We start from the raw sequence: 21,421 nt of genomic DNA on the forward strand, positions 1-21,421 counted from the left end.
CATGCTCAAACAGGGTGAATATTATCAGCGCGACCGGGAACGTCAGCCGCCTGCCTTGTCCCGCGACTACAAGACTAGCGTGTCGCGATCACCGCAATACTCGCTGATCAGCCTGCAGAACTCGGTGTCCGAAGTCACCGGGCCTGTTTTCGGGCAGAACGACATCGACCCGCTCGACCGCGACCTTCTGCACAACTACGCCAAGCCGGGTGAAAGCGCGATTGGTGAGCGCATCATCCTGCATGGCAGGGTGCTGGAAGAAAATGCAAGACCGGTACCCAACACGCTGGTGGAGATCTGGCAAGCCAATGCGGGCGGCCGCTACCGGCACAAGAAAGACACTTATCTTGCACCGATCGATCCGAATTTCGGCGGCTGTGGCCGCACGCTGACCGACGTGAACGGCTACTACTATTTCCGCACCGTAAAACCCGGGGCCTATCCCTGGCGCAATTGGGTCAACAACTGGCGGCCGGCTCATATCCACATGTCGGTCTTCGGCTCGGCTTTTTGCCAGCGCCTGATCACCCAGTGTTATTTCGAAGGCGATCCGCTGATCCCGAAATGCCCGATCGTCAACACCATTCCGGATCCGGAGGCCATCCAGCAGCTGGTCGCAGCGCTCGATCTCAATGCAACGATCCCGCTCGACACGATTGCCTACAAGTTCGACATTGTCCTGCGTGGACGCCGCTCGACGCTGTTCGAAAACCGTCTGGAAGGAAACTGAGTCATGCCGCAGAAACTCGATTATCTGCAGGAAACAGCGTCCCAGACGGCCGGGCCTTACGTCCATATCGGCCTGGCGCCGGGTGCGGCCGGGTTCGACATCTACAAGCAGGAACTCGGCTGGGACATTGCAGGCCCGAACGCCAAGGGAGAACGCATCCGCGTCGAAGGCATTGTCATGGATGGCACCGGGTCTCCGATCAAGGATGTTCTCCTGGAAGTCTGGCAGGCCAATGCGGACGGTCACTATGCCCATCCGGAAGGTGGCGGCCCTGTCGAGGACGGTTTTCGCGGCTGGGGTCGGGTGATCACCGATTTCGAGACCGGCGAGTGGGGGTTCGACACCGTCAAGCCGGGCTCCTGTCCCGGCCGCAATGTCGGTCCGCAGGCGCCTCATCTCAACCTCTGGATCGTCGCGCGCGGCATCAATATCGGCCTCAACACACGCATGTATTTCGAGGACGAAAGCGAGGCCAATGCCAAGGACCCGGTCCTGAACCTGATCGAATGGGAGCGCCGCCGCGCGACCCTGATCGCCAAACGGACAGAACGCGACGGCCAGACGGTCTACCGGTTCGACATCAAGCTTCAGGGGCAGGATGAAACGGTCTTTTTTGATGTTTGATAGGATCACATCCACACCTGCACCCTCATCCTGAGGAGCCTGGCAACGCCAGGCGTCTCGAAGGATCGGCCACTTGTCTTCTTGATGTTGCCGGTCCTTCGAGACGGGCCTGCCGGCCCTCCTCAGGATGAGGTCTTGGTAAAAGCAACGTCTTGAAACACTCGAGAAACCTATGACAAAACCCTGCATCATCTGCGTCGCGATCACCGGGTCGTTGCCGAAAAAGGAAAACAATCCGGCGGTCCCCGTGACGGTTGCCGAGCAGGTTGAAAGCACGCAGGAAGCCTTCGAGGCCGGCGCCACCATCTGTCATGCCCATGTGCGCAACGACGACCAGTCCCCGTCTTCTGATCCGGAAAAGTTCGCAAGGCTCAAGGAAGGCCTGGAAAAACACTGCCCCGGCATGATCATCCAGTTCTCGACCGGTGGCCGGTCCGGTGCCGGTCAGGAACGCGGCGGCATGCTGCCGCTGCAACCGGACATGGCGTCGCTGTCCGTCGGTTCGAATAATTTCCCGACACGGGTCTACGAGAACCCGCCGGATCTGGTCGACTGGCTGGCGAGCGAGATGCGGACCCACCAGGTCAAGCCGGAGATCGAGGCGTTCGATCTCAGCCACATCCATCAGGCCGTGGCCATGAACAGGGACGGCCGCATCCCCGGCAAACTCTATGTCCAGTTCGTCATGGGCGTGAAAAACGCCATGCCCGTCGACCGGGATGTCTTCGACTATTACATCCAAACCGTTAAACGGCTGGCGCCGGAGGCTGAATGGTGTGCAGCCGGCATCGGGCGCCATCAGCTGACCTTGAACGAGTGGTGCATTTCCTCAGGCGGTCACACCCGCACGGGCCTCGAGGACAATATCCGCCTCGACCGTGACACGCTGGCCCCCTCCAATGCCGCGCTGGTCCGGCGGGCGGCTGAGCTTTGTGACAAATACGAGCGCCGCGTCGCCACCTGGCAAGAGGCGCGCGAGATCCTGGACCTTCCGGTGAAGGCCGCTTGACCCAGGCAGGATCCTGCCCCTCAATGGCAAGATCCTGCCAGAACACTGAGTCCCATGCCCGTTTCCCTTTTTTCCAGCTCGATCCACTCTCCGCTTTTTGCCGACGACGACCTTGCCCGTCTGTTTGGCGACGCCAGCGACGTGGCGCATATGGTCCAGGTCGAGCGCGCCCTGGCGATTGTTGAAGGGAACCTGGAGATCATCCCGGCTGACGCAGCACACGCGATTGCCGAGACGCTTCAGAACCTGCGGATCGAGCCGACCGATCTGGCCGAAGGCACCAGATCCGCAGGTGTTCCGGTGCCGGCACTTGTTTCTGAGCTGCGCAAGCGGGTCGGTGGCACGGCCGCGAACTGGATTCATTGGGGCGCAACCAGCCAGGACATCATCGACACGGCGATGATCCTGCAGGTGAAGGCGGCCCTAGGTCTCCAGTCCGCAAGACTTGAAAAATTGATCGACACGCTGGAACGGCAAAGCGAACGGTTGGCGACGCGCCTCATGGCCGGACGCACCCGCAGCCAGGTCTCGACCCCGATCACACTCGGCTACCGGATTGCGCAATGGGCCCACCCGTTGATCGATGCGGAGGCCGCTCTCCCCGAGCTTCGGCGCACGGCGTTGCGCGTCCAGTTCGGCGGGGCCTCCGGCATCAATACGGCCATCGCTCCGAACGGACCGGCCGTCGCAGAGGCGCTTGCCAGGGAACTGGATCTCGAGGCAGGCCCCTCCTGGCATGTCAATCGCACACCGGTGCTGGCGATAGCGGCCTGGCTGCAGCAGGTCTCCAGCGGGCTTGCCAAGATGGCCGGGGACCTGGTTCTGCTCGGCCGGTCCGAGATCGCAGAACTCTCCAGCGGCACGGGCGGTGGGTCCTCGACCATGCCGCAAAAGGCCAATCCCGTGCAGTCCGAGACCATATTGGCGCTCAATAGGATTGTTATTGCGGCACAGGCAGGCCTGGTCTCGGCTGGAAGTCCGCTGGAAGAACGCGACGGGTCGGTCTGGCCCCTGGAGTGGCACTTCCTGCCACAGATAATGATTGCGGTCGGGGCGGCGCTGACCCATGCGCAATTGCTTGCAGAGACACTTGTTTCCAACGAAACGGGTCTCGACAGGACACTGGAGGCTCATCCGGAACTGATGGCGGAAACGGCCAGTTTCGTTCTGGCAAGACACGGCGTTCCACGCGCCGAAGCCAAGAAACTGGTAGGCGATGCGGCTTCGGGATCCAGTCCTTTCCTGGAGAGCTTGAAATCCGCCTCGAATCTCGACGTTGACTGGGATGAGGAACTCAGTCTTCAAAGCGCGATTGCGCCCGCCAGCGAGATGTCAAAAGAGATCTTTGCACGGCGTCTTCGGCGGTAGGGCCTGCCATCGAGCCGTCATAACCGGGTGCTGATTGCCTCGAGAAGCCTGAAAATCAAGGGCTGATTATCTTGTTTTTCCAAAAGGTGCTCTTGTAACAGTCGGCTGGTGCAAAACCGGAAGCCGGGGCATAGTCTTGGGAAACGTGTCTTGATCGAGAAAGGTTTCCCGTGAGCAAACCCAACGGACCCCGCTCCTATTACGCGCCGACCGGAGGCCACCCGGGCCAGGAAACGCTTTTGACCGACCGCGCTGTCTTCACCGAGGCCTATGCGGTCATTCCGAAGGGCACGGTGCGGGACATCGTCACCAGTTTCCTGCCGTTCTGGGAGAAAACCCGGCTCTGGGTATTGTCCAGGCCGCTTTCCGGATTTGCCGAAACCTTTTCGCAATACATCATGGAAGTGCAACCCGGTGGTGGATCGGAGCGGCCGGAGACCGACCCGATGGCCGAAGGCGTGCTTTTTGTGGTCGAAGGCGAGGCGACGCTTATCGCCAACGGTGAAAGCCATGACCTGCGACCCGGCAGCTATGCGTTTCTGCCGCCGCAGAGCGACTGGACGTTCAGGAACACCGGCAGCGCGCCGGTGCGTTTTCATTGGGTCCGCAAGGCCTATGAGCCGGTCGACGGCCTCGACTGGCCCGAGCTGTTCGTTACCCATGAAGACGAGATCGATCCACGGCCGATGCCGGGCACGGACGGCAAATGGGCGACCACCCGCTTTGTCGATCCGGAAGACGTGCGCCATGACATGCATGTCAACATCGTCACCTTCCAGCCGGGAGCGGTCATTCCCTTTGCCGAAACCCATGTCATGGAACACGGTCTTTATGTGCTGGAGGGCAAGGCGGTCTACCGGCTCAACCAGGACTGGGTGGAGGTGGAAGCCGGCGACTACATGTGGCTGCGCGCCTTCTGCCCGCAGGCCTGTTATGCCGGAGGCCCCGGTCCGTTCCGCTATCTGCTCTACAAGGACGTCAACCGGCACATGAAACTGCAGCCGGCGGGCCGGTTCGAGGCAGGGATCCAGCAGGGCTTCAAACGCGCGGCTGAGTGATGTTTCTGACCATGCTTCAACCTACTACTACGTCATCCTGAGGAGCGCGCTAGCGCGCGTCTCGAAGGATCGGCTACTTGCTCCAATGTGTGTGGCCTATCCTTCGAGACGGACCTGGCGGTCCTCCTCAGGATGAGGTTTTCTGGTGGGGAAAGTCAGGTTGGAGGTTGTGCCTGCAGAAGCGCCGTCTCTCCCCCCAACGCCGCCGTCAGATTGGCGGCTGCAATCTTCACTGCTTTCGCCAGTGTCTCCACCTTGTCCGAACTGACCCGGCTGGTCGGCCCCGAGACCGACACGCCGGCGACCGCCTCGCCGTAATGGTCGAAAACGGGCGCCGCGATACAGCGCATGCCGAGGTTCTTTTCTTCGCCGTCAATCGAAAAGCCGCGCGCGCGGATCAGATCCAGGTTCTCTTTCAAAAGACCTGCATCGCAAAGCGTGTGCTCCGTGAACCGCTCCCGGCCCGTCTGTGCCAGTATGCGCACGCACTGGGCCGGGTCCATGAAGGCGAGCAACGCCTTGCCGATGCCGGAAGCATGCAGCGGCGACAGTGTGCCGGGAGGAAAGAACGCCCGGATGCTTTCATGGGTTTCCACCTGACTGACAAACAGCACCTGGTCAGCCCGGGCAACACCCAGGTTCGCGGTTTCTCCGGTCTCTTCCATCAGCGACCGGAGGATCGGCCGCGCCCGTTCAACCAGGCTCGTGCGCCTCAAGAATCGCGCCCCGACGATGAACGCGCCCGGCCCGATGTGCCAGAGCTGTTGCGCCTGGTCGAATTCCACCAGTCCACGTGTTTCCAGCGTGAACAGGATCCGGTAAAGCGTCGCGGTCGACTCGCCCAGCTGCTCGGAGAGGGCGGACAGCGAGACGCCCGACTGGGTGCTCAGGTGCTCGAACACGGCCATCGCCCGATCGAGCGACTTGATGGTGTTCTGTTCGCTCTTGTCGTCCCAGGCACGAGGGCGTCCACGGGCGCGACGGGAGGTGGCGGGATCGGTTTTTGGCGCTGCCATGAATTGCTCTTCTGTTTTTTTGAAAAACGAGTTCATCATATGAAAAATACAAGATACTGACAAGTCAGCACTTTTTACCAATCTTAGGTTTTGAAAAAATATTTTAAAAAAATTGCGAGTCCTGATGCCCCTCCGGTACGGTTTCCTCAAATCGATAAGAGGAAACGGCCATGAGCTTCCAGAACCCTGTTTTCATTCCGGGCCCCACCAACATGCCGGAGCATCTGCGCCGGGCTTGCGACATGCCGACCCTGGACCACCGGTCTCCGCTGTTCGGCGAGATCCTGCAGCCGGCGCTCGCGGGCGTCAAAAAAGTACTGAAGAGCGAAACGGCTGAGGTCTTCGTGTTCCCGTCCACGGGCACCGGCGGCTGGGAAACCACGATCACCAACACATTGAGCCCAGGCGACAAGATCCTGGCGGCACGCAACGGCATGTTCAGCCATCGCTGGATCGACATGTGCCAGCGCCACGGCCTGAAGGTCGAGGTTGTCGAAGCTGCCTGGGGCACCGGCCTGCCGGCGGACCGCTATGAGGAGATCCTGGCAAGGGACACGGGCCACGAGATCAAGGCGGTTCTGGCGACCCACAACGAGACGGCAACCGGCGTCAAGTCCGATATTGCCGCGGTTCGCCGCGCGCTCAATGCCGCAAATCACCCGGCGATGCTGTTTGTTGACGGTGTCAGCTCGATCGCTTCCATGGATTTCCGCATGGAAGAATGGGGCGTTGACGCGGCGGTCACCGGTTCCCAGAAGGGCTTCATGTTGCCGCCAGGTCTTGCCATCGTCGCCCTGTCGCCAAAGGCGCAGGCTGCCATGGAGACGGCGAAGCTGCCGCGCACCTTCTTCGACGTACGCGACATGATGAAGGCCTATGCCGGCAACGCCTATCCCTATACGCCGGCTGTCGGTCTTCTGAACGGGCTCAAGCAAAGCTGCGACATGCTGCTCGCCGAAGGGCTTGAGAACGTTTTTGCCCGTCACCACCGCATCGCCGAAGGTGTCCGTGCCGCCGTCCGTGCCTGGGGCCTGGAGCTCTGCGCTCAGACGCCGGATGTCTATTCGGACAGCGTCAGCGCGATCCGCACCCCCGAGGGTTTCAACGCCACCGACATCGTCACCCATGCAGCCGGGAAATACGGCGTCGCGTTTGGTGTTGGCCTCGGGGAGGTTGCGGGCAAGGTGTTCCGCATCGGTCATTTGGGCAGCCTCACGGACGTCATGGCCCTGTCGGGGCTTGCGACCGCCGAAATGGTCATGGCCGATCTTGGCCTTCCCATCCAGCTCGGCTCCGGCGTCGCCGCCGCACAAGAGCATTACCGCCGTGAAACCGCCGTCGCTGCAAAGGAAGCCGCATGAAAACCGACGCCCTGACCCAGTATATCCCGACGCTGGAAGACATGCTGGTCGCGCATGAGCGCATCAAGCCTCATATTCACCGCACGCCTGTGCTGACCTCCTCGTTTCTCAACGAGCTGACCGGCGCGGAGCTGTTCTTCAAGTGCGAGAACTTCCAGAAGGCCGGCGCCTTCAAGGTGCGCGGGGCGTCCAACGCCGTCTTCGGTCTCGACGAGGAGACCGCCAGGGCGGGTGTCGCGACGCACTCCTCCGGCAACCACGCGCTGAGCCTCTCCTATGCGGCCGGCCGCCGTGGCATTCCCTGTCACGTGGTCATGCCGAAAACGGCCCCGCAGGCCAAGAAGGACGCCGTGCGCGGTTATGGCGGGATCATCACCGAGTGCGAACCGTCAACCTCCAGCCGCGAAGCCGTTTTTGCGGAAGTCCAGCAGAAGACCGGTGCGGAATTCGTGCATCCCTACAACGATCCGCGCGTCATAGCCGGCCAGGGCACCTGCTCCAAGGAATTGATGGAACAGACGGACGGGCTCGATGCCGTCATTGCGCCGATCGGCGGCGGCGGCATGGTCTCCGGCACCTGCCTGACGCTCAGCAGTCTGGCGCCGGAAGTCAGGATCTACGCGGCCGAGCCGGAGCAGGCAGACGATGCGGCGCGCAGCTTCCGGGCCGGCCACATCATTGCAGACGATGCGCCGGTGACCGTGGCCGATGGGCTGAAGGTGCCGCTCAAGGAACTGACCTGGCATTTCGTCTCCAACCACGTCACCGACATCCTGACCGCGTCGGAACAGGAAATCGTTGACGCCATGCGCCTGATCTGGGCGCGGCTGAAGATCGTGATGGAGCCGTCCTCGGCCGTGCCTCTGGCCACCATCTTGAAGAACAGGGACGTCTTCGCGGGCAAACGCGTCGGCGTGATCATCACCGGCGGCAATGTCGATCTCGGCAAACTGCCCTGGAACAACAGTTAAAGAGCCACTTGGAGACCAACAATGAACGCACAAACCGGATTTGAAAAACTCGAAGTCGGCTACGATGTCCCGGCCCTTCCCGGCATGGACGAGGCCGATATCCAGACCCCGTGCCTGGTGCTCGATCTCGATGCACTGGAGCGCAACATCAAGAAGATGGGCGATTATGCCAAGGCCCACGGCATGCGCCACCGGGTGCACGGCAAGATGCACAAGTCGGTTGATGTCGCCAAATTGCAGGAACGCCTCGGCGGCGCCGTCGGTGTATGCTGCCAGAAAGTGTCCGAAGCCGAGGTTTTCGCAAGAGGCGGCATCAAGGATGTTCTGGTCTCCAACCAGGTGCGCGATCCGCAAAAGATCGACCGGCTGGCGCGGCTGCCGAAATTCGGCGCGCGCACCCTTGTCTGCGTCGACGACATTGAGAATGTTGCCGATCTGTCGGCGGCGGCGGTCAAGCATGGCACCGAGCTGGAAGTCTTTGTCGAAATCGATTGCGGTGCCGGGCGCTGCGGGGTCACCACCAGCGACGATGTCGTTTCCATTGCCAAAGCGGTTGACGCGGCAGACAACCTGAAATTCACCGGCATTCAGGCCTATCAGGGCGCCATGCAGCATCTCGACAGCTTTGAAGCGCGCAAGGAGAAGCTCGACATTGCCATTGCCATGGTCCAGGACGCGGTCGAGGCCCTGAAAGCAGCCGGCCTGGAGCCGGAGCTCGTCTCCGGCGGTGGCACGGGCTCCTATTATTTTGAATCCAATTCCGGCGTCTACAACGAACTGCAATGCGGTTCCTACGCCTTCATGGACGCCGATTACGGCCGGATTCTTGATCAGGACGGCAAACGGATCGATCAGGGCGAGTGGGAAAACGCGTTTTTCATCCTCACCCAGGTGATGAGCCACGCCAAGGCTGACAAGGCGATTTGCGATGCAGGCCTGAAGGCCCAGTCGGTCGACAGCGGCCTGCCGTTCATCTACGGCCGTGACGATGTCGAATATGTCAAATGCTCCGACGAACACGGCGTCATCGCCGACCCGGAGGGCGTCCTCAACGTGGGTGAGAAACTCAAGCTGGTTCCGGGCCATTGCGACCCGACCGCCAATGTTCACGACTGGTACGTCGGCGTACGAAACGGCAAGGTCGAAACCGTCTGGCCGGTCTCTGCCCGCGGCAAGGCTTACTGATACGCAGCTCCCTGCTGTTCGTCATTGCCGGGCTTGTCCCGGCAATCCATGCCGCGACCTCTCTGCTCGGATCTCATTCGCGCTGATGGGAAACGGCATGGATGCCATGGTCAAGCCATGGCATGACGACGGTAGAGCTGTGTCACACCGTTTTACTCCAGCCTCATCCTGAGGAGGCGCGCCAGTGCCGTCTCGAAGGGTCGGCATCCACTTCAAAGTGCGCGTCGATCCTTCGAGACGGGCCATTGGCCCTCTTCAGGATGAGGTCTGAAATTGAGACAACTTCTCAGGAGACCCTCATGATCATCGTTCCTGAAAGGGAAATTGCCGGCCTGATCGGCAGACAGGACGCCTTTGACGCGGTTGAAAGAACCTTCGCCGCCATGTCGAGCGGGGCAGCCTATAATTTTCCGGTGATCCGCGAGGCCATCGGCCACGCAGATGCACTTTACGGCTTCAAGTCCGGCTTCGACCGTTCTTCCCTGGCCCTCGGTCTGAAGTCCGGCGGGTACTGGCCCGGCAACATGGCCAAGGGACTGACAAACCACCAGTCGACCGTGTTCCTGTTCGATGCCGATACCGGCCAGGCGAAAGCCGTTGTCGGCGGCAATCTCCTGACGGCGCTTCGCACCGCTGCCGCATCTGCCGTTTCGATCAAGCATCTCGCCCGCAAGGACGCCAAGGTGCTCGGCATGATCGGTGCCGGCCATCAATCCGCCTTCCAGATGCGCGCCGCTGTCGAACAGCGTGACTTTGAAAAAGTGATCGGCTGGAACCTGCATCCGGAAATGCTGGTGCGGCTGGAGGAGACCGCCAACGAGCTTGGCCTTCCTTACGAATCCGTCGATCTCGACCGGCTCGGGGCCGAAGCCGATGTGATCATCTCGATCACCTCCAGTTTCGAGCCGATCCTCAAGGCCGCACAGGTCACCCCGGGCACGCATATTGCCTGCATGGGCACCGACACCAAGGGCAAGCAGGAGGTCGAAACGGACCTGGTCGGCAAGGCCAGACTGTTTACCGACGAGGTCGCCCAGTCCGCCACGATTGGTGAATGCCAGCATGCCGTTGCTGCCGGAATTGTCTCTGAGGACAATATAATTGAGATCGGTGCCGTGATTAATGCTACGCATCAAGGCCGGACCTCGGACGACGACATCACGCTGTTCGACGGGACGGGCGTCGGCCTTCAGGATCTCGCGGTGGCCTCTGCCGCCGTTGAGCTTGCAGTTCAGAAGGGTGTCGCCGTTCAGGTGGACTTCTAAACCCGGACCTTGAGGAATGCGGATAGTCATCAACGGGTTCGGCCGCATCGGCCGGACCGTCCTGCGCCAGGTGCTGGCCCTCCCGGCGTCGGAGGCGATTGAAGTGGTGCGCATCAACGACATCGCGCCCCTGGAAACCTGCGCCTATCTCTTCAAGTATGACAGCGTCTTCGGTCCCTGGCCCGGCGAGGTGAGCGCTGACGAGACCTCACTGACGATCGATGGGCAAAGGATCCCCTTTTCGGCAGAAGCCGATCTTTCGCAGCTAGATCTCAGCAATGTCGATGTCGTCATGGAATGTACCGGGCGCGCAGACACACGGGACGTCGCCGAACGCGGCCTGAAGGCCGGGGCCGCCAATGTGCTGATCTCCGGCCCGTCCAAGGCTGCGGATATCACGCTGGTCCTGGGTGCCAACGAGGAAAAACTCGGCGATTTCAGGATCGTCTCCAACGGCTCTTGCACGACCAACGCGCTTGCTCCGCTGCTGCGTGGGCTAGACGATGCAATCGGCATCCAGAGTGGCCACATGACCACGATCCACTGTTACACCGGCAGCCAGCCCATGGTGGATGCCCCGCGCGGTCCGCTGGAACGCAGCCGGGCCGGTGGCGTCTCCATGGTCCCGACGACGACCAGCGCGACCAAGCTGGTGGGCACCGTGCTGCCCCAGCTTGCCGGCAAGGTCAGTGGCGCAGCCGTGCGCGTGCCGACCATCAGCGTCTCCGCCGTCGACCTGACGGTAACGCTGACGGAGCCTGTCGAGGCGCCCTTTAACGCCCGACTTCTGGAAATATTCAAAGACAGTCCGGTGATCGGCTTCGTCCGAGACCGCGTGGTCTCGACCGACATGCGCACGCGTCCGGAATCGCTGGTCCTGCATCTGCCTGAAACGCTGGAGGCCAATGCCCGCCAGGTGCGTCTCTTCGGCTGGTACGATAATGAATGGGGCTTTTCCGCCCGCATGATCGACATGGCCCGGTTGATGGCGGCGCGATAGCGCCCCCGCTTCGAGCGCACCGTCAGATGCGCTGACAGATGTTTTCTTTACAGGCGAGGGAATGGGGGAGTTTCGCCATCCCCTAGCCTTTTCTGCTTATCTCAGAGGGCGGACCTTCCGAAAGCGGTTTCAACCTGCGCACAGACCAGGCTGCTACAGTCCCAGCATCTTCCGGATCTGGTCCTGGTCGGTGTCACCGCCGGCGAAGTCGTCAAAGGCCTTGTCGGTGACTTCGATGATGTGACTTTCGATGAAGGGAGCGCCTTCTGCGGCACCCTGCTCCGGGGACTTCAGGCAGCATTCCCATTCCAGCACCGCCCAGCTGTCATAGCCATATTGGGCGAGCTTGGAAAAGATGCCGGAAAAATCGACCTGCCCGTCGCCGAGGGACCGGAAGCGCCCGGCCCGGTTGACCCAGCCCTGATATCCGGAATAGACGCCCTGGCGGCCGTCCGGATTGAACTCGGCATCCTTCACGTGATAGGCGCAGATGCGCTCGTGATAGATGTCGATGAAGCTGAGATAGTCGAGCTGTTGCAGCAGGAAATGCGACGGGTCGTAGTTGATCTGGCAGCGCTTGTGCCCGCCAAGGGCCTCCAGGAACATCTCGAAGGTTGCGCCGTCAAAGACATCTTCGCCCGGGTGGATTTCGTAGCCGACATCGACGCCGTTGTCCTCATAGACGTCGAGGATCGGTTTCCAGCGTTTGGCGAGCTCCTTGAAGGCTTCGTCGATCAAGCCTGCCGGGCGTTGCGGCCACGGATAAAGATAGGGGAAAGCCAGGGAGCCGGTGAAGCTCACAGAAGCGGTCAGGCCGAGATTGCGGCTAGCGATGGCGGCCTTTTTCATCTGATCGACCGCCCAGTCCTGCCGGGCCTGCGGGTTGCCATGCACTTCCGGTGGTGCAAAGCCGTCAAAGGCAAGATCATAGGCCGGATGCACGGCCACAAGCTGACCTTGCAAGTGGGTGGAGAGCTCCGTGATCTCGACACCGGCATCGGAACAGATGCCCTTGACCTCGTCGCAATAGGTCTGGCTTTCAGCTGCCTTGTTCAGGTCGAACAGACGGCCGTCAAAGGTCGGGATCTGGATACCCTTGTAGCCAAGGTCGGCAGCCCAGTTTGCAATGGCTGGCAACGAGTTGAACGGGGCGTCGTCCCCGCCGAATTGTGCCAGGAAAATTGCAGGTCCCTTGATCAGTCCGGCCATGGCTTCCTCCTTCTGTATCAGCGCCGGGTGCGCGCTATTTCTTCTTGCGGGCCGGCCCTTTGCGTTCCGCCGAGGCGGCCCAGAGATTGATATCTGCTTCCCGCGTGGTCTCTTCGATCTCGCGAAGCTCCGCGTCCGTGAACTCCAGATTGGCCACCGCACCGACGCAGTCCTCCACCTGACCGGGACGGCTTGCACCGATCAGCGCGGTGGTGACACGTCCCTTGCGGAGCACCCAGGCAAGCGCCATCTGGGCGAGGCTCTGTCCGCGCCGTTCGGCGATGGCATTGAGCGCCCGGATCGTTGCCAGGTTGTCCTCGCTCAGGAACTGGTCCCGAAGCGACTTGCCCTGGGTGGCCCGGCTGCCTTCCGGTATGCCCTTCAGGTATTTGTTCGTCAGCATGCCCTGCGCAAGCGGCGAAAAGGCGATGGAACCGATGCCGAGATCGTCCAGCGTGTCGAGCAGACCGTCTTCCTCGACCCATCGGTTGATCATGGAATAGCTCGGCTGGTGGATAAGGCACGGCGTGCCGAGATCCTTCAGGATGGCGGCGGCTTCCCGTGTCCTTTTTGAGTTGTAGGACGAGATGCCGACATAGAGCGCCCGGCCGGACCGGACGATATGGTCGAGCGCCATCATGGTTTCTTCAAGCGGCGTGTCCGGATCGAAGCGATGGGAGTAGAAGATATCGACATAGTCGAGACCCATCCGTTTCAGCGACTGGTCGCAGGACGCAATCAGGTATTTCCGGCTGCCCCATTCGCCATAGGGGCCGGGCCACATTTCATAGCCCGCCTTGGACGAGATGATCATCTCGTCCCGGTAAGGCGCGAAATCCGTCCGCAGCAGTTCGCCGAACGCTTGTTCCGCCGCGCCCGGCCTCGGGCCGTAATTGTTGGCGAGATCGAAATGGGTGATGCCGAGATCAAAAGCGGCCCGGGCAATGTCCCGTTTCAACTGATGTGGCGTGTCCTCGCCGAAATTATGCCAGAGGCCGAGCGAGATCACCGGCAGTTTCAGGCCGGATCTCCCGCAGCGGCGGTATTCCATGGTGTCGTAGCGCGTTGCCGCAGCCGTCCAGGTCATTCTGTCTCCAAATCAGGTCAAAAGCGCCTGCGCAGCTTGCGGATCCAGGGCGGCCGGTCGCTCGCAGGTCGTGCCGATATCGATGAATTGACCGGTCTCGCCGGAGGCGAGAATCGATGTCATCACGTCGACAGCATGCAGAGAGAATTCCAAAGAGCAACGGTGCGGACGGTTTTCCAGGATCGCCTGCGCCATATCGGCAAGGCCCGCGGTGCGGTAATTCGCATTGCCGCCGTCATTGGCCCTGGAGAACGGATGGTCCCAGGCTTCCGACAGGCTGACGAAGCTGCCCTTGTCGGTCATGCGGACTTCACCACCGAAGAAGTTCGGATCCGGCACATGCAACGTACCGCCCTGGCCATAGAGTTCCATGTTGGAATGGCCGTGCTGCCAGACATCCCAGCTGGCGCAATAGGTGATCTGGGCGCCTGAGTGGAACTGCATCACGGCATGGATCGTGGTCGGGGTCTCGACCTTGATCTTGTCGCCATGGCGCGGCTGCGAGGTGATGGTGCGATATTCGGACCCGGACGAGCTCATTGCGCAGACCCGCTTTACCGGGCCGAGCAGCTGCACCAGATTGGAAATGTAGTAGGGGCCGAGATCGAGGATCGGCCCACCCCCCGGCTGGAAGAAGAAGTCCGGGTTCGGATGCCACATTTCCATGCCCGGGCTCTGCACGAAGCAGGTGCCGGACGTCACCTTGCCGACGGCGCCTTCATCGACCAGGTGCCGGGCAAGCTGATGAGCCCCGCCCATGAACGTGTCCGGTGCGGAACCGACGCGGAGGCCTTTTGACGCGGCGATGTCCGCGAGGGTCTTGCCCTCTTCGACGCTGAGCACAAAGGGCTTTTCCGAGTAGACATGTTTGCCGGCTTCCAGAACCTTCCTGGACACCTCGAAATGGGCGGCGGGTACGGTCAGGTTGACGATGATGTCGATGTCATCGGCACCGAGCAATCCGTCAATGCTTTCTGCGCGCAGGCCGAACTCCTCTGCCCTGGCCTTTGCGGCGGCCTCGTTGAGATCTGCGCAGGCCCGGACTTCAATGCCCTTGAAGAGCGGGGCAAGGCGCATGTAGGCGGCCGAAATGTTTCCGCATCCGAGGATGCCGATTCCAAGTGTCTTAGTCATGTCAAATCCTCAAAAAGTGCGGAAGGCGTCGATCGAACGGCTGGCAAAACGGTCGAAGTCGGAGGGCTTGTCGTGCTCCATTACGAAAAGGTCGACACCGACGCCGCGCAAGGCGGCCATGATGCCTTTCCAGTCCATGGTGCCCTGACCGACATCGGCCCAGCCGTCCTCATCCTCGCACTCGCCATCCGGAGCGATGTCCTTGACATGGGCCGTCGTGATGCGATCTGCGTATTTCTCGATCCAGGCCAGCGGGTCCTGTCCGCCCCGCACGATCCAGGCAATGTCCGCTTCCCATTCGATGGAGGGAGCGGCTTCCAGCAGGATGTCCATCGGCAGCCGGCCATCGGCGCAGGGAACGAACTCGAAATCGTGGTTGTGCCAGCCGAAGCGCAGACCTGCGTCGCGGATGCCTTCGCCGATGGTTTCCAGGCGAGCGCCGACCGACTGCCAGTGTGCAGCATCAGGTCCGCGCTGTTCCGGCGGCAGGGCCGGCACGAACAGCCGTTTCATGCCAAGCGTGTGCGCGGTCTCGATGACCTTGCCGAGATCACTCTCGAACTGTTCCATCGGAAAGAAATGCCCGGACGGCATGGCAAGGCCGTTGGCGTCGAGCAGGGCACGGAAGGCGGCCGGGTCGTCGTAGTTGCCGCCGAAGCCCTCAACCTGGGTGTAGCCGAGTTCGGCAAGGCGCTTCAGCACACCGTCAAAAGGTGTGAATTCGCGCGCGGAATAGAGCTGGAAAGAAACATCCATCATCATCGTCCTGAATATGAGAGGCCGGATCAGATCCGGTTTTCGGTTGATTTGTCGAAAAGATTGGCGCGCGCGGGGTCGAAACCGACCTTGATGGCGTCGCCGTGAGCGATTGCCGCCTGGCCGTCCAGGCGCACCCACAAGGTGCGATCCGAGATCGACACGCGGGCAAGCGTGTCTGAGCCGAGCGGTTCCACCAGTTCCACCTGGCCCTCAAGCTGAACCGGCGCAGAGGCGGTGTCCGCCCCGCTGACCATATGTTCCGGCCGGATGCCGAACCAGGCCGCGCCCCCTGCCGGGGGACCGTCCTGAAAGGCATAACCATCGAGCGGAAAGGCGGTCTCACCGGTCTTGAAGCTGTAGCTGCCACCGGCCTCGACGATCTCGCCTTCGAAGAAGTTCATCGTTGGAGAGCCAATGAATTCCGCCACGTATTTGCTGGCCGGGCGATTGTAGATCTCGTGTGGTGAGGCCAGCTGCAGGATCCTGCCTCCGCGCATGATCGCGATCCGGTCGGCAAGCGTCATCGCCTCGATCTGGTCGTGTGTGACGTAGATCATCGTGTTGTGCAGCTTCTGGTGAAGCTGCTTGATCTCGACCCTGAGGTCGGCCCGGAGTTTGGCGTCCAGATTGGAGAGCGGCTCGTCGAACAGGAAAACATCTGCATCCCGCACCAAGGCGCGTCCGATGGCGGCGCGCTGGCGCTGACCGCCGGACAGGGCGGCGGGTTTGCGTTTCAGAAGCGGTTCGATCTGCAGGATTTTTGCGGCCCGGTTGACCCGTTCCTCGATCTCCGCCTTCGGCAGACCGGCATTTTTCAGGCCGAAGCTGAGGTTGCCCGCAACGGTCATCTGCGGATAGAGCGCATAGGACTGGAACACCATGCCGATGCCGCGTTTGGACGGTTCTTCCCAGGTCACGTTGTTGCCGCCGATGAAGATCTGGCCGCCCGTGACATCCAGAAGCCCGGCGATGCAGTTGAGCAGCGTTGACTTGCCGCAGCCCGATGAGCCGAGCAGGACCAGGAATTCGCCCTTTCCGACATCCAGATTGAGGTCCTTCAGGACTTCAAGGTTTCCGAAGCTCAGGGAAAGGTTGTTGATTGAGATGCTTGTTTCCATTGTTGTTCTCAGCCTTTCACCGCACCTGCGGCAATGCCGCGGACGAAGAGTTTTCCGGAAATGAAGTAGATGGTCAGAGGAACGAGGCCGGTCAGGATCGTGGCGGCCATGTTGACGTTGTATTCCTTCACTCCTTGGGTGGAGTTGACGATGTTGTTCAGCTGGACCGTCATCGGATAAAGGTCAGGCTTGGTGTAGATCACGCCGAACAGGAAGTCGTTCCAGATGCCGGTCACCTGGAGGATCATCGCAACCACAAAGATCGGCAGGCTCATAGGCACCATGATCTGGAAATAGATGCCCCAGAAACCGGCCCCATCGACCCGGGCCGCCTTGAACAGCTCCTGAGGGACCGACGCAAAGTAGTTGCGGAAGAGCAGCGTCAGGATCGGCATGCCGAAGATCGTGTGCACGATGACAAGGCCCGTCAGGCTGCCGTAAAGACCGACCTCACGCAGCATGATCACGATCGGATAGATCATCACCTGGTAGGGAATGAAAGCCCCGACAATCAGGATGGTGAAGAAGGTTTCCGACCCCTTGAAACGCCAGTTCGCCAGCGCGTAGCCATTGATCGACGCGATGATGATCGAGAGGATCACCGAGGGCACGAGGATCTTTACCGAGTTGAAGAAGCCGCGGGAGAGGCCGTCGCAATTGAGACCGGTACAGGCTTCTGCCCACGCCTTGACCCAGGGCTGGAACGTGACCTCGACCGGCGGCGAAAAGATGTTGCCGAGCCGGATTTCCGGCATGCCTTTGAGCGACGTCACGATCATCACGTAGAGCGGCAGCAGATAGTAGAGACAGACGACGATCAGCGTGCCGTAGATCATGATGTTCCGGCGCGAGAGCATCTTGCGCGGCTTGCGGCCGGCAGGGCCTTCAACTATCCGGTTGCCGGACGGCATGGCGGTGGAGTTGGCAGACAGGTCAGCCACGGCGCTTGCCTCCGAATTCGAGATAGGCCCAGGGCACGACGATGATCGCAACCGTCAGCAGCATCATGGTGGAGGCGGCAAAGCCCTGGCCGAGATTCTGCGACAGGAACATCGCGTCATAAACGTATTTGGCGGGAACTTCGGAGGCGATCCCGGGACCGCCGCCGGTCTGGGCAACCACAAGGTCATAGACCTTGATAATGCCGGAGGCGATCAGGACGATTGCGGTGATGAAGATACCGCGCATCATCGGAATGACGATGAAGAGATAGGTCTTCCACATCGGGATACCGTCGACCCGCGCCGCCTTCCAGATGTCTTCGTCGATCCCGCGCAGGCCGGCCAGCATCAGGCACATGATCAGCCCTGTACCTTGCCAGAGACCGGCGATCAGGATGCCGTAGATCACGATGTCCGGGTTGTAGAGCGGGTCGAAGGTGAAGCTTTCCCAGCCGAGATTGCGCACCACCTGCTGGACGCCGAAATCGGGGTTGAGGATCCATTGCCAGGCAAGACCGGTCACGATGAAGCTGAGTGCGAACGGATAGAGCAGAATGGTCCGGAACGTGTCCTCGAAACGGATTTTCTGATCGAGCAACGCCGCCAGAACAAATCCGATGAGCAGGGAAAAAACCAGCGAAAATCCGCCATATATGGCTAGGTTCTCGATCGAGATCAGCCACTTGTTGCTGTTCCAGAGCCGCTCGTACTGGTCGAAGCCGACGAATTTTTCACGCGGCAGCAGCTTGGAATTGGTGAAGGAGTAAACCACCGTCCAGGCGGTGCCGCCGATAAACACCACCAGAGCGGTGACGATCATCGGAATGGCGGCCACCTTTGCATTCAGGTTGCGGTGCCAGAGAGCCGGGCGCGTTGCGGCCATGCCAGTCTTCCTCATCGCAGTCAGGGGTCCGGAAAGGATCAAAGGACCCTGCGCGCAGTGCCGCGCGCAGGGCTGGAGGACGCCGCCCTTCAGGCATGCTCCCTTAACGAAGGGCGGCGGAGCTCAACGGCCGGATCAGTCGGCGTTCGCGATGATCGAGGCAAACAGCTTCTGGGCGTCTTCGGCCGACATTGACGGGTTGTTGAAGAACTCGACAAAGAGGTCGTTGACCTGCTGGTTGCTGTCTGCCGACATCAGCTGGTCGGTGCCCGGGATGATGTTGCCCTTGGCAAGGATCGCGAGACCCTTCTTCATGCAGTCATTGGCGGCCGACAGATCGACATCGCCGCGCACCGGCAGAGAGCCTTTTTTCAGGTTGAAGGCCACCTGGGTCGCAGGAGCCATCATAACCTTGGCCAGTTCACCCTGCGCAGCGGTGATGGCTTCATCATCTACTTTCGGGAAATAGAAGGCATCACCACCGGTCTGGATGACTTCATTGACGCCAAGACCCGGCAGACAGGTGTAGTCCTCACCGGCAACCTGATTGGCGACCTGGAATTCACCCTGGGCCCAGTCGCCCATGATCTGGCCGCCGGCCTTGCCGGTGATGACCATGTTGGTGGCGTCGTTCCAGTTCTGCACGTTGGAATCCTTGGCGAGGTCACGGGCAACCGCTGCGGCTTCGAAGACCTTGGCCAGTTCCGGACCGGCCGCGAGATCGCTGTCCTTGTCGCCGAATACCTTGGTATAGGTCTCCGGGCCGGCCAGTGCTGTCAGTAGCGTCTGGAAGGCAAGCGTTGTCTGCCAGGGCTGCTGGCCCATGGCGAGCGGCACAATTCCGGCTTCCTGGAGCTTCGGAGCGGCGGCAACGAATTCGTCCCAGTTGGTCGGTACGGCAAGGCCGTTGTCGGTGAAGACGGCATTGTTGAGCCACAGCCATTGCGGAGAGTGGATGTTCACCGGAACGCAGTAGATCTTGCCATCCAGCGTGCAGCTTTCAAGCAGGGAAGGCGGGAACACGACTTCGGCCCAGTTTCCTTCCTCGGCGATGTCTGTCAGGTCCCGCATCAGGCCCGCTTCGACCAGCTCTTCGGCCTGGCGGCCGTGGTTGAACTGTGTGGCTCCCATCGGGTCACCGCCGGTGATGCGGCTGATCATGATCGGGCGGGCTGTGCCACCGGAGCCTGCAATGGCGCCATCGACCCACTTGTTGCCTGTTGCGTCAAAGGCCTTGGCAAACTCGGCAACGGCAGCGGCTTCACCGCCGGATGTCCACCAATGCGTCACTTCAAGATCGGTTGCGTTGGCGGCGCCGGCTGCACAAAGAGCAGTGGTTGCCACGAATACTGCGCGTAGTGATTTCATTCTGTCCTCCCATCGAACGGAATGTTCGGGTGTCCTCACGATGCGGCCTCCACCGCATTAGCTGTAATCGATTACATCTTGTTGTAATCTGCGTGTAATCGATTACATTGATCATCATTCTCGTGAAACGGACTTGTGTCAACCCGGAATGTTGGTGCAGTGCAGTTCGTGGCCGGTGCCGCGCCAAAAACATGATAACTATCAGGATCTTCGGAGACGACCTTGGCTCAAAAAAACGCACGTATCCGGGATGTCGCTAGGGAAGCAGGCGTATCAACGGCGACCGTCAGTCGCGCTCTGAGCAATCCGGAGTTGCTGTCAGAGAGCACCCGGGAACAGGTCTTTGCGGCGATCCGGGCGACAGGTTACCGGGTTAACAGGGCGGCGCGAAGTTTGCGAACACGCAAGGCCGGTGCTGTGCTCGTCCTGGTGCCAAATCTCGGCAATCCGTTCTTCTCCAAGATCCTGGCCGGCATCAGCGAGACCTTTGGCGATCAGGACACATCTGTTCTGATTGCCGACACAAGGGACAATCGCCTGTCCGGCAAGCGGCTGGTCGACTATTTCCTCGATTCCCAGATTGACGGTCTGATCTGCCTCGATGGTGCCCTGCCGGACGAGGAGTTGCAATTGCTTGAGGAAAATGATGTCTCGGGACGGCTGGTTTTTGCCTGTGAATGGAAGCAGGGCGTTGCTCTTCCGTCCGTGCGCAGCGACAACGGACAAGGCGCGCGCCTGGCCATCCGTCACCTTTATGAACTTGGTCATCGCAAGATTGCCCATGTGACCGGTCCGCAGGACAATGTTCTGACCCATGTCCGGCGGGAAGGCATGGTTGCAGAGCGCGCCGCGCTTGGTCTGCCTGTCCGCAACGAATGGATCGTTCGTGGCGATTTTTCGCTGGAATCCGGCCGCGCGGCGGGGGTGCGCCTCCTGGAGATGCAGGACCGGCCGACTGCGGTTTTCTGTGCATCGGACCAGGTGGCGTTTGGCCTGATGTCGACACTGACGGCCCATGGAATGCGCGTGCCGGAAGATATGTCGGTGATCGGTTTTGACGACATTGAGTTGTCTGAATTCTATGTGCCCGCGCTGACAACCATCCGCCAGGATCGACACGCCCTGGGAACAAACGCTTCGACATTGCTCCTGGATTGCATGCAATCGGGGCCGTTGCCGCAATCAAACGGGCCTGAACCTGTCATGGTTGATGTCGAGCTGGTTGTGCGGGCCAGCGCTGGTCCGCCACCTCGAACACAAGTGTAATTCAGCAGGTCACTCACCAGAGATCTACACGTTTTGATCTTCCCATAAGGTAAAGCGCAGCTAATCTTA

Annotated in this window: 20 protein-coding genes; 11 read left to right on the top strand and 9 right to left on the bottom strand. The window is 60.7% G+C overall.

Features of this window, described 5'->3' with window-relative positions; genetic code table 11:
- Position 1: 1 nt before the first annotated feature.
- The 5 genes from pcaH to ACO6TG_RS15935 all read left to right on the top strand — a co-directional run bounded on the left by pcaH (position 2) and on the right by ACO6TG_RS15935 (position 4,789).
- Positions 2-730, top strand: a complete 729-nt coding sequence (gene pcaH, locus ACO6TG_RS15915; protein ID WP_422374094.1) for a protocatechuate 3,4-dioxygenase subunit beta — start codon at positions 2-4, stop codon at positions 728-730.
- A gap of 3 nt (positions 731-733) precedes the next feature.
- Entirely contained in the window at positions 734-1,354 is a 621-nt protein-coding gene (gene pcaG, locus ACO6TG_RS15920) for a protocatechuate 3,4-dioxygenase subunit alpha (protein WP_422374095.1), read from the top strand.
- A 172-nt stretch (positions 1,355-1,526) separates the two neighbouring features.
- A complete protein-coding gene (locus ACO6TG_RS15925; protein ID WP_422374096.1) occupies positions 1,527-2,363 on the top strand; it encodes a 3-keto-5-aminohexanoate cleavage protein in 837 nt (278 codons plus the stop codon).
- 54 nt (positions 2,364-2,417) lie between these two features.
- Positions 2,418-3,731: a lyase family protein gene (locus ACO6TG_RS15930; RefSeq protein ID WP_422374097.1), complete on the top strand. Its 1,314-nt coding sequence runs from the start codon at positions 2,418-2,420 to the stop codon at positions 3,729-3,731.
- A gap of 170 nt (positions 3,732-3,901) precedes the next feature.
- Positions 3,902-4,789 (top strand): bifunctional allantoicase/(S)-ureidoglycine aminohydrolase, encoded by an 888-nt coding sequence (locus ACO6TG_RS15935; RefSeq protein ID WP_422374098.1) that lies wholly within the window; start codon positions 3,902-3,904, stop codon positions 4,787-4,789.
- A gap of 155 nt (positions 4,790-4,944) precedes the next feature.
- Here ACO6TG_RS15935 and bhcR read toward each other — a convergent pair whose 3' ends face one another.
- Positions 4,945-5,805: an HTH-type transcriptional regulator BhcR gene (gene bhcR, locus ACO6TG_RS15940; RefSeq protein ID WP_422374099.1), complete on the bottom strand. Its 861-nt coding sequence runs from the start codon at positions 5,803-5,805 to the stop codon at positions 4,945-4,947.
- Between the two features lie 170 nt (positions 5,806-5,975).
- On the opposite strand from bhcR, the gene bhcA reads away from it, so the two are divergent.
- The 5 genes from bhcA (at position 5,976) to ACO6TG_RS15965 (ending at position 11,587) form a co-directional block, all read left to right on the top strand.
- Positions 5,976-7,166, top strand: coding sequence for an L-aspartate--glyoxylate aminotransferase BhcA (gene bhcA, locus ACO6TG_RS15945; protein ID WP_422374100.1), 1,191 nt, complete (start codon positions 5,976-5,978; stop codon positions 7,164-7,166).
- Positions 7,163-8,137, top strand: coding sequence for a beta-hydroxyaspartate dehydratase BhcB (bhcB, locus tag ACO6TG_RS15950; protein WP_422374101.1), 975 nt, complete (start codon positions 7,163-7,165; stop codon positions 8,135-8,137). Before bhcA ends, bhcB begins: the two co-directional genes overlap by 4 nt.
- A gap of 21 nt (positions 8,138-8,158) precedes the next feature.
- Positions 8,159-9,322 (top strand): 3-hydroxy-D-aspartate aldolase BhcC, encoded by a 1,164-nt coding sequence (gene bhcC / locus ACO6TG_RS15955; RefSeq protein WP_422374102.1) that lies wholly within the window; start codon positions 8,159-8,161, stop codon positions 9,320-9,322.
- A gap of 299 nt (positions 9,323-9,621) precedes the next feature.
- Positions 9,622-10,587 carry an iminosuccinate reductase BhcD gene (bhcD, locus tag ACO6TG_RS15960; RefSeq protein ID WP_422374103.1) on the top strand — a complete coding sequence of 322 codons (966 nt, stop codon included), beginning with the start codon at positions 9,622-9,624 and terminating at the stop codon, positions 10,585-10,587.
- 16 nt (positions 10,588-10,603) lie between these two features.
- Positions 10,604-11,587 (top strand): type I glyceraldehyde-3-phosphate dehydrogenase, encoded by a 984-nt coding sequence (locus tag ACO6TG_RS15965; protein ID WP_422374104.1) that lies wholly within the window; start codon positions 10,604-10,606, stop codon positions 11,585-11,587.
- A gap of 153 nt (positions 11,588-11,740) precedes the next feature.
- On the opposite strand, the gene ACO6TG_RS15970 is transcribed toward ACO6TG_RS15965, so the two are convergent.
- From ACO6TG_RS15970 to ACO6TG_RS16005, 8 genes are all read right to left on the bottom strand, one after another.
- A complete protein-coding gene (locus tag ACO6TG_RS15970) occupies positions 11,741-12,796 on the bottom strand; it encodes a sugar phosphate isomerase/epimerase family protein (RefSeq protein WP_422374105.1) in 1,056 nt (351 codons plus the stop codon).
- A 34-nt stretch (positions 12,797-12,830) separates the two neighbouring features.
- Positions 12,831-13,883 carry an L-glyceraldehyde 3-phosphate reductase gene (gene mgrA, locus ACO6TG_RS15975; protein WP_422374106.1) on the bottom strand — a complete coding sequence of 351 codons (1,053 nt, stop codon included), beginning with the start codon at positions 13,881-13,883 and terminating at the stop codon, positions 12,831-12,833.
- A gap of 12 nt (positions 13,884-13,895) precedes the next feature.
- The gene (locus tag ACO6TG_RS15980; protein WP_422374107.1) at positions 13,896-15,017 is read right to left on the bottom strand and encodes a Gfo/Idh/MocA family protein; all 1,122 of its coding nucleotides are present in this window, start codon (positions 15,015-15,017) and stop codon (positions 13,896-13,898) included.
- A gap of 9 nt (positions 15,018-15,026) precedes the next feature.
- Positions 15,027-15,776 (bottom strand): sugar phosphate isomerase/epimerase family protein, encoded by a 750-nt coding sequence (locus ACO6TG_RS15985; protein WP_422374108.1) that lies wholly within the window; start codon positions 15,774-15,776, stop codon positions 15,027-15,029.
- Positions 15,777-15,802: 26 nt separating this feature from the next.
- Positions 15,803-16,894 carry an ABC transporter ATP-binding protein gene (locus tag ACO6TG_RS15990; protein ID WP_422374109.1) on the bottom strand — a complete coding sequence of 364 codons (1,092 nt, stop codon included), beginning with the start codon at positions 16,892-16,894 and terminating at the stop codon, positions 15,803-15,805.
- An 8-nt stretch (positions 16,895-16,902) separates the two neighbouring features.
- Complete coding sequence (locus ACO6TG_RS15995) at positions 16,903-17,805, bottom strand: carbohydrate ABC transporter permease (protein ID WP_422378892.1); 903 nt, start codon at positions 17,803-17,805, stop codon at positions 16,903-16,905.
- A gap of 22 nt (positions 17,806-17,827) precedes the next feature.
- Positions 17,828-18,718 (bottom strand): carbohydrate ABC transporter permease, encoded by an 891-nt coding sequence (locus tag ACO6TG_RS16000; protein WP_094073255.1) that lies wholly within the window; start codon positions 18,716-18,718, stop codon positions 17,828-17,830.
- A 135-nt stretch (positions 18,719-18,853) separates the two neighbouring features.
- The gene (locus ACO6TG_RS16005; protein ID WP_422374110.1) at positions 18,854-20,086 is read right to left on the bottom strand and encodes an ABC transporter substrate-binding protein; all 1,233 of its coding nucleotides are present in this window, start codon (positions 20,084-20,086) and stop codon (positions 18,854-18,856) included.
- 222 nt (positions 20,087-20,308) lie between these two features.
- On the opposite strand from ACO6TG_RS16005, the gene ACO6TG_RS16010 reads away from it, so the two are divergent.
- Positions 20,309-21,352 carry a LacI family DNA-binding transcriptional regulator gene (locus ACO6TG_RS16010; protein WP_422374111.1) on the top strand — a complete coding sequence of 348 codons (1,044 nt, stop codon included), beginning with the start codon at positions 20,309-20,311 and terminating at the stop codon, positions 21,350-21,352.
- Positions 21,353-21,421 lie beyond the last annotated feature (69 nt).

Source organism: Roseibium sp. (genome assembly GCF_965233565.1).
Taxonomy (GTDB): domain Bacteria; phylum Pseudomonadota; class Alphaproteobacteria; order Rhizobiales; family Stappiaceae; genus Roseibium.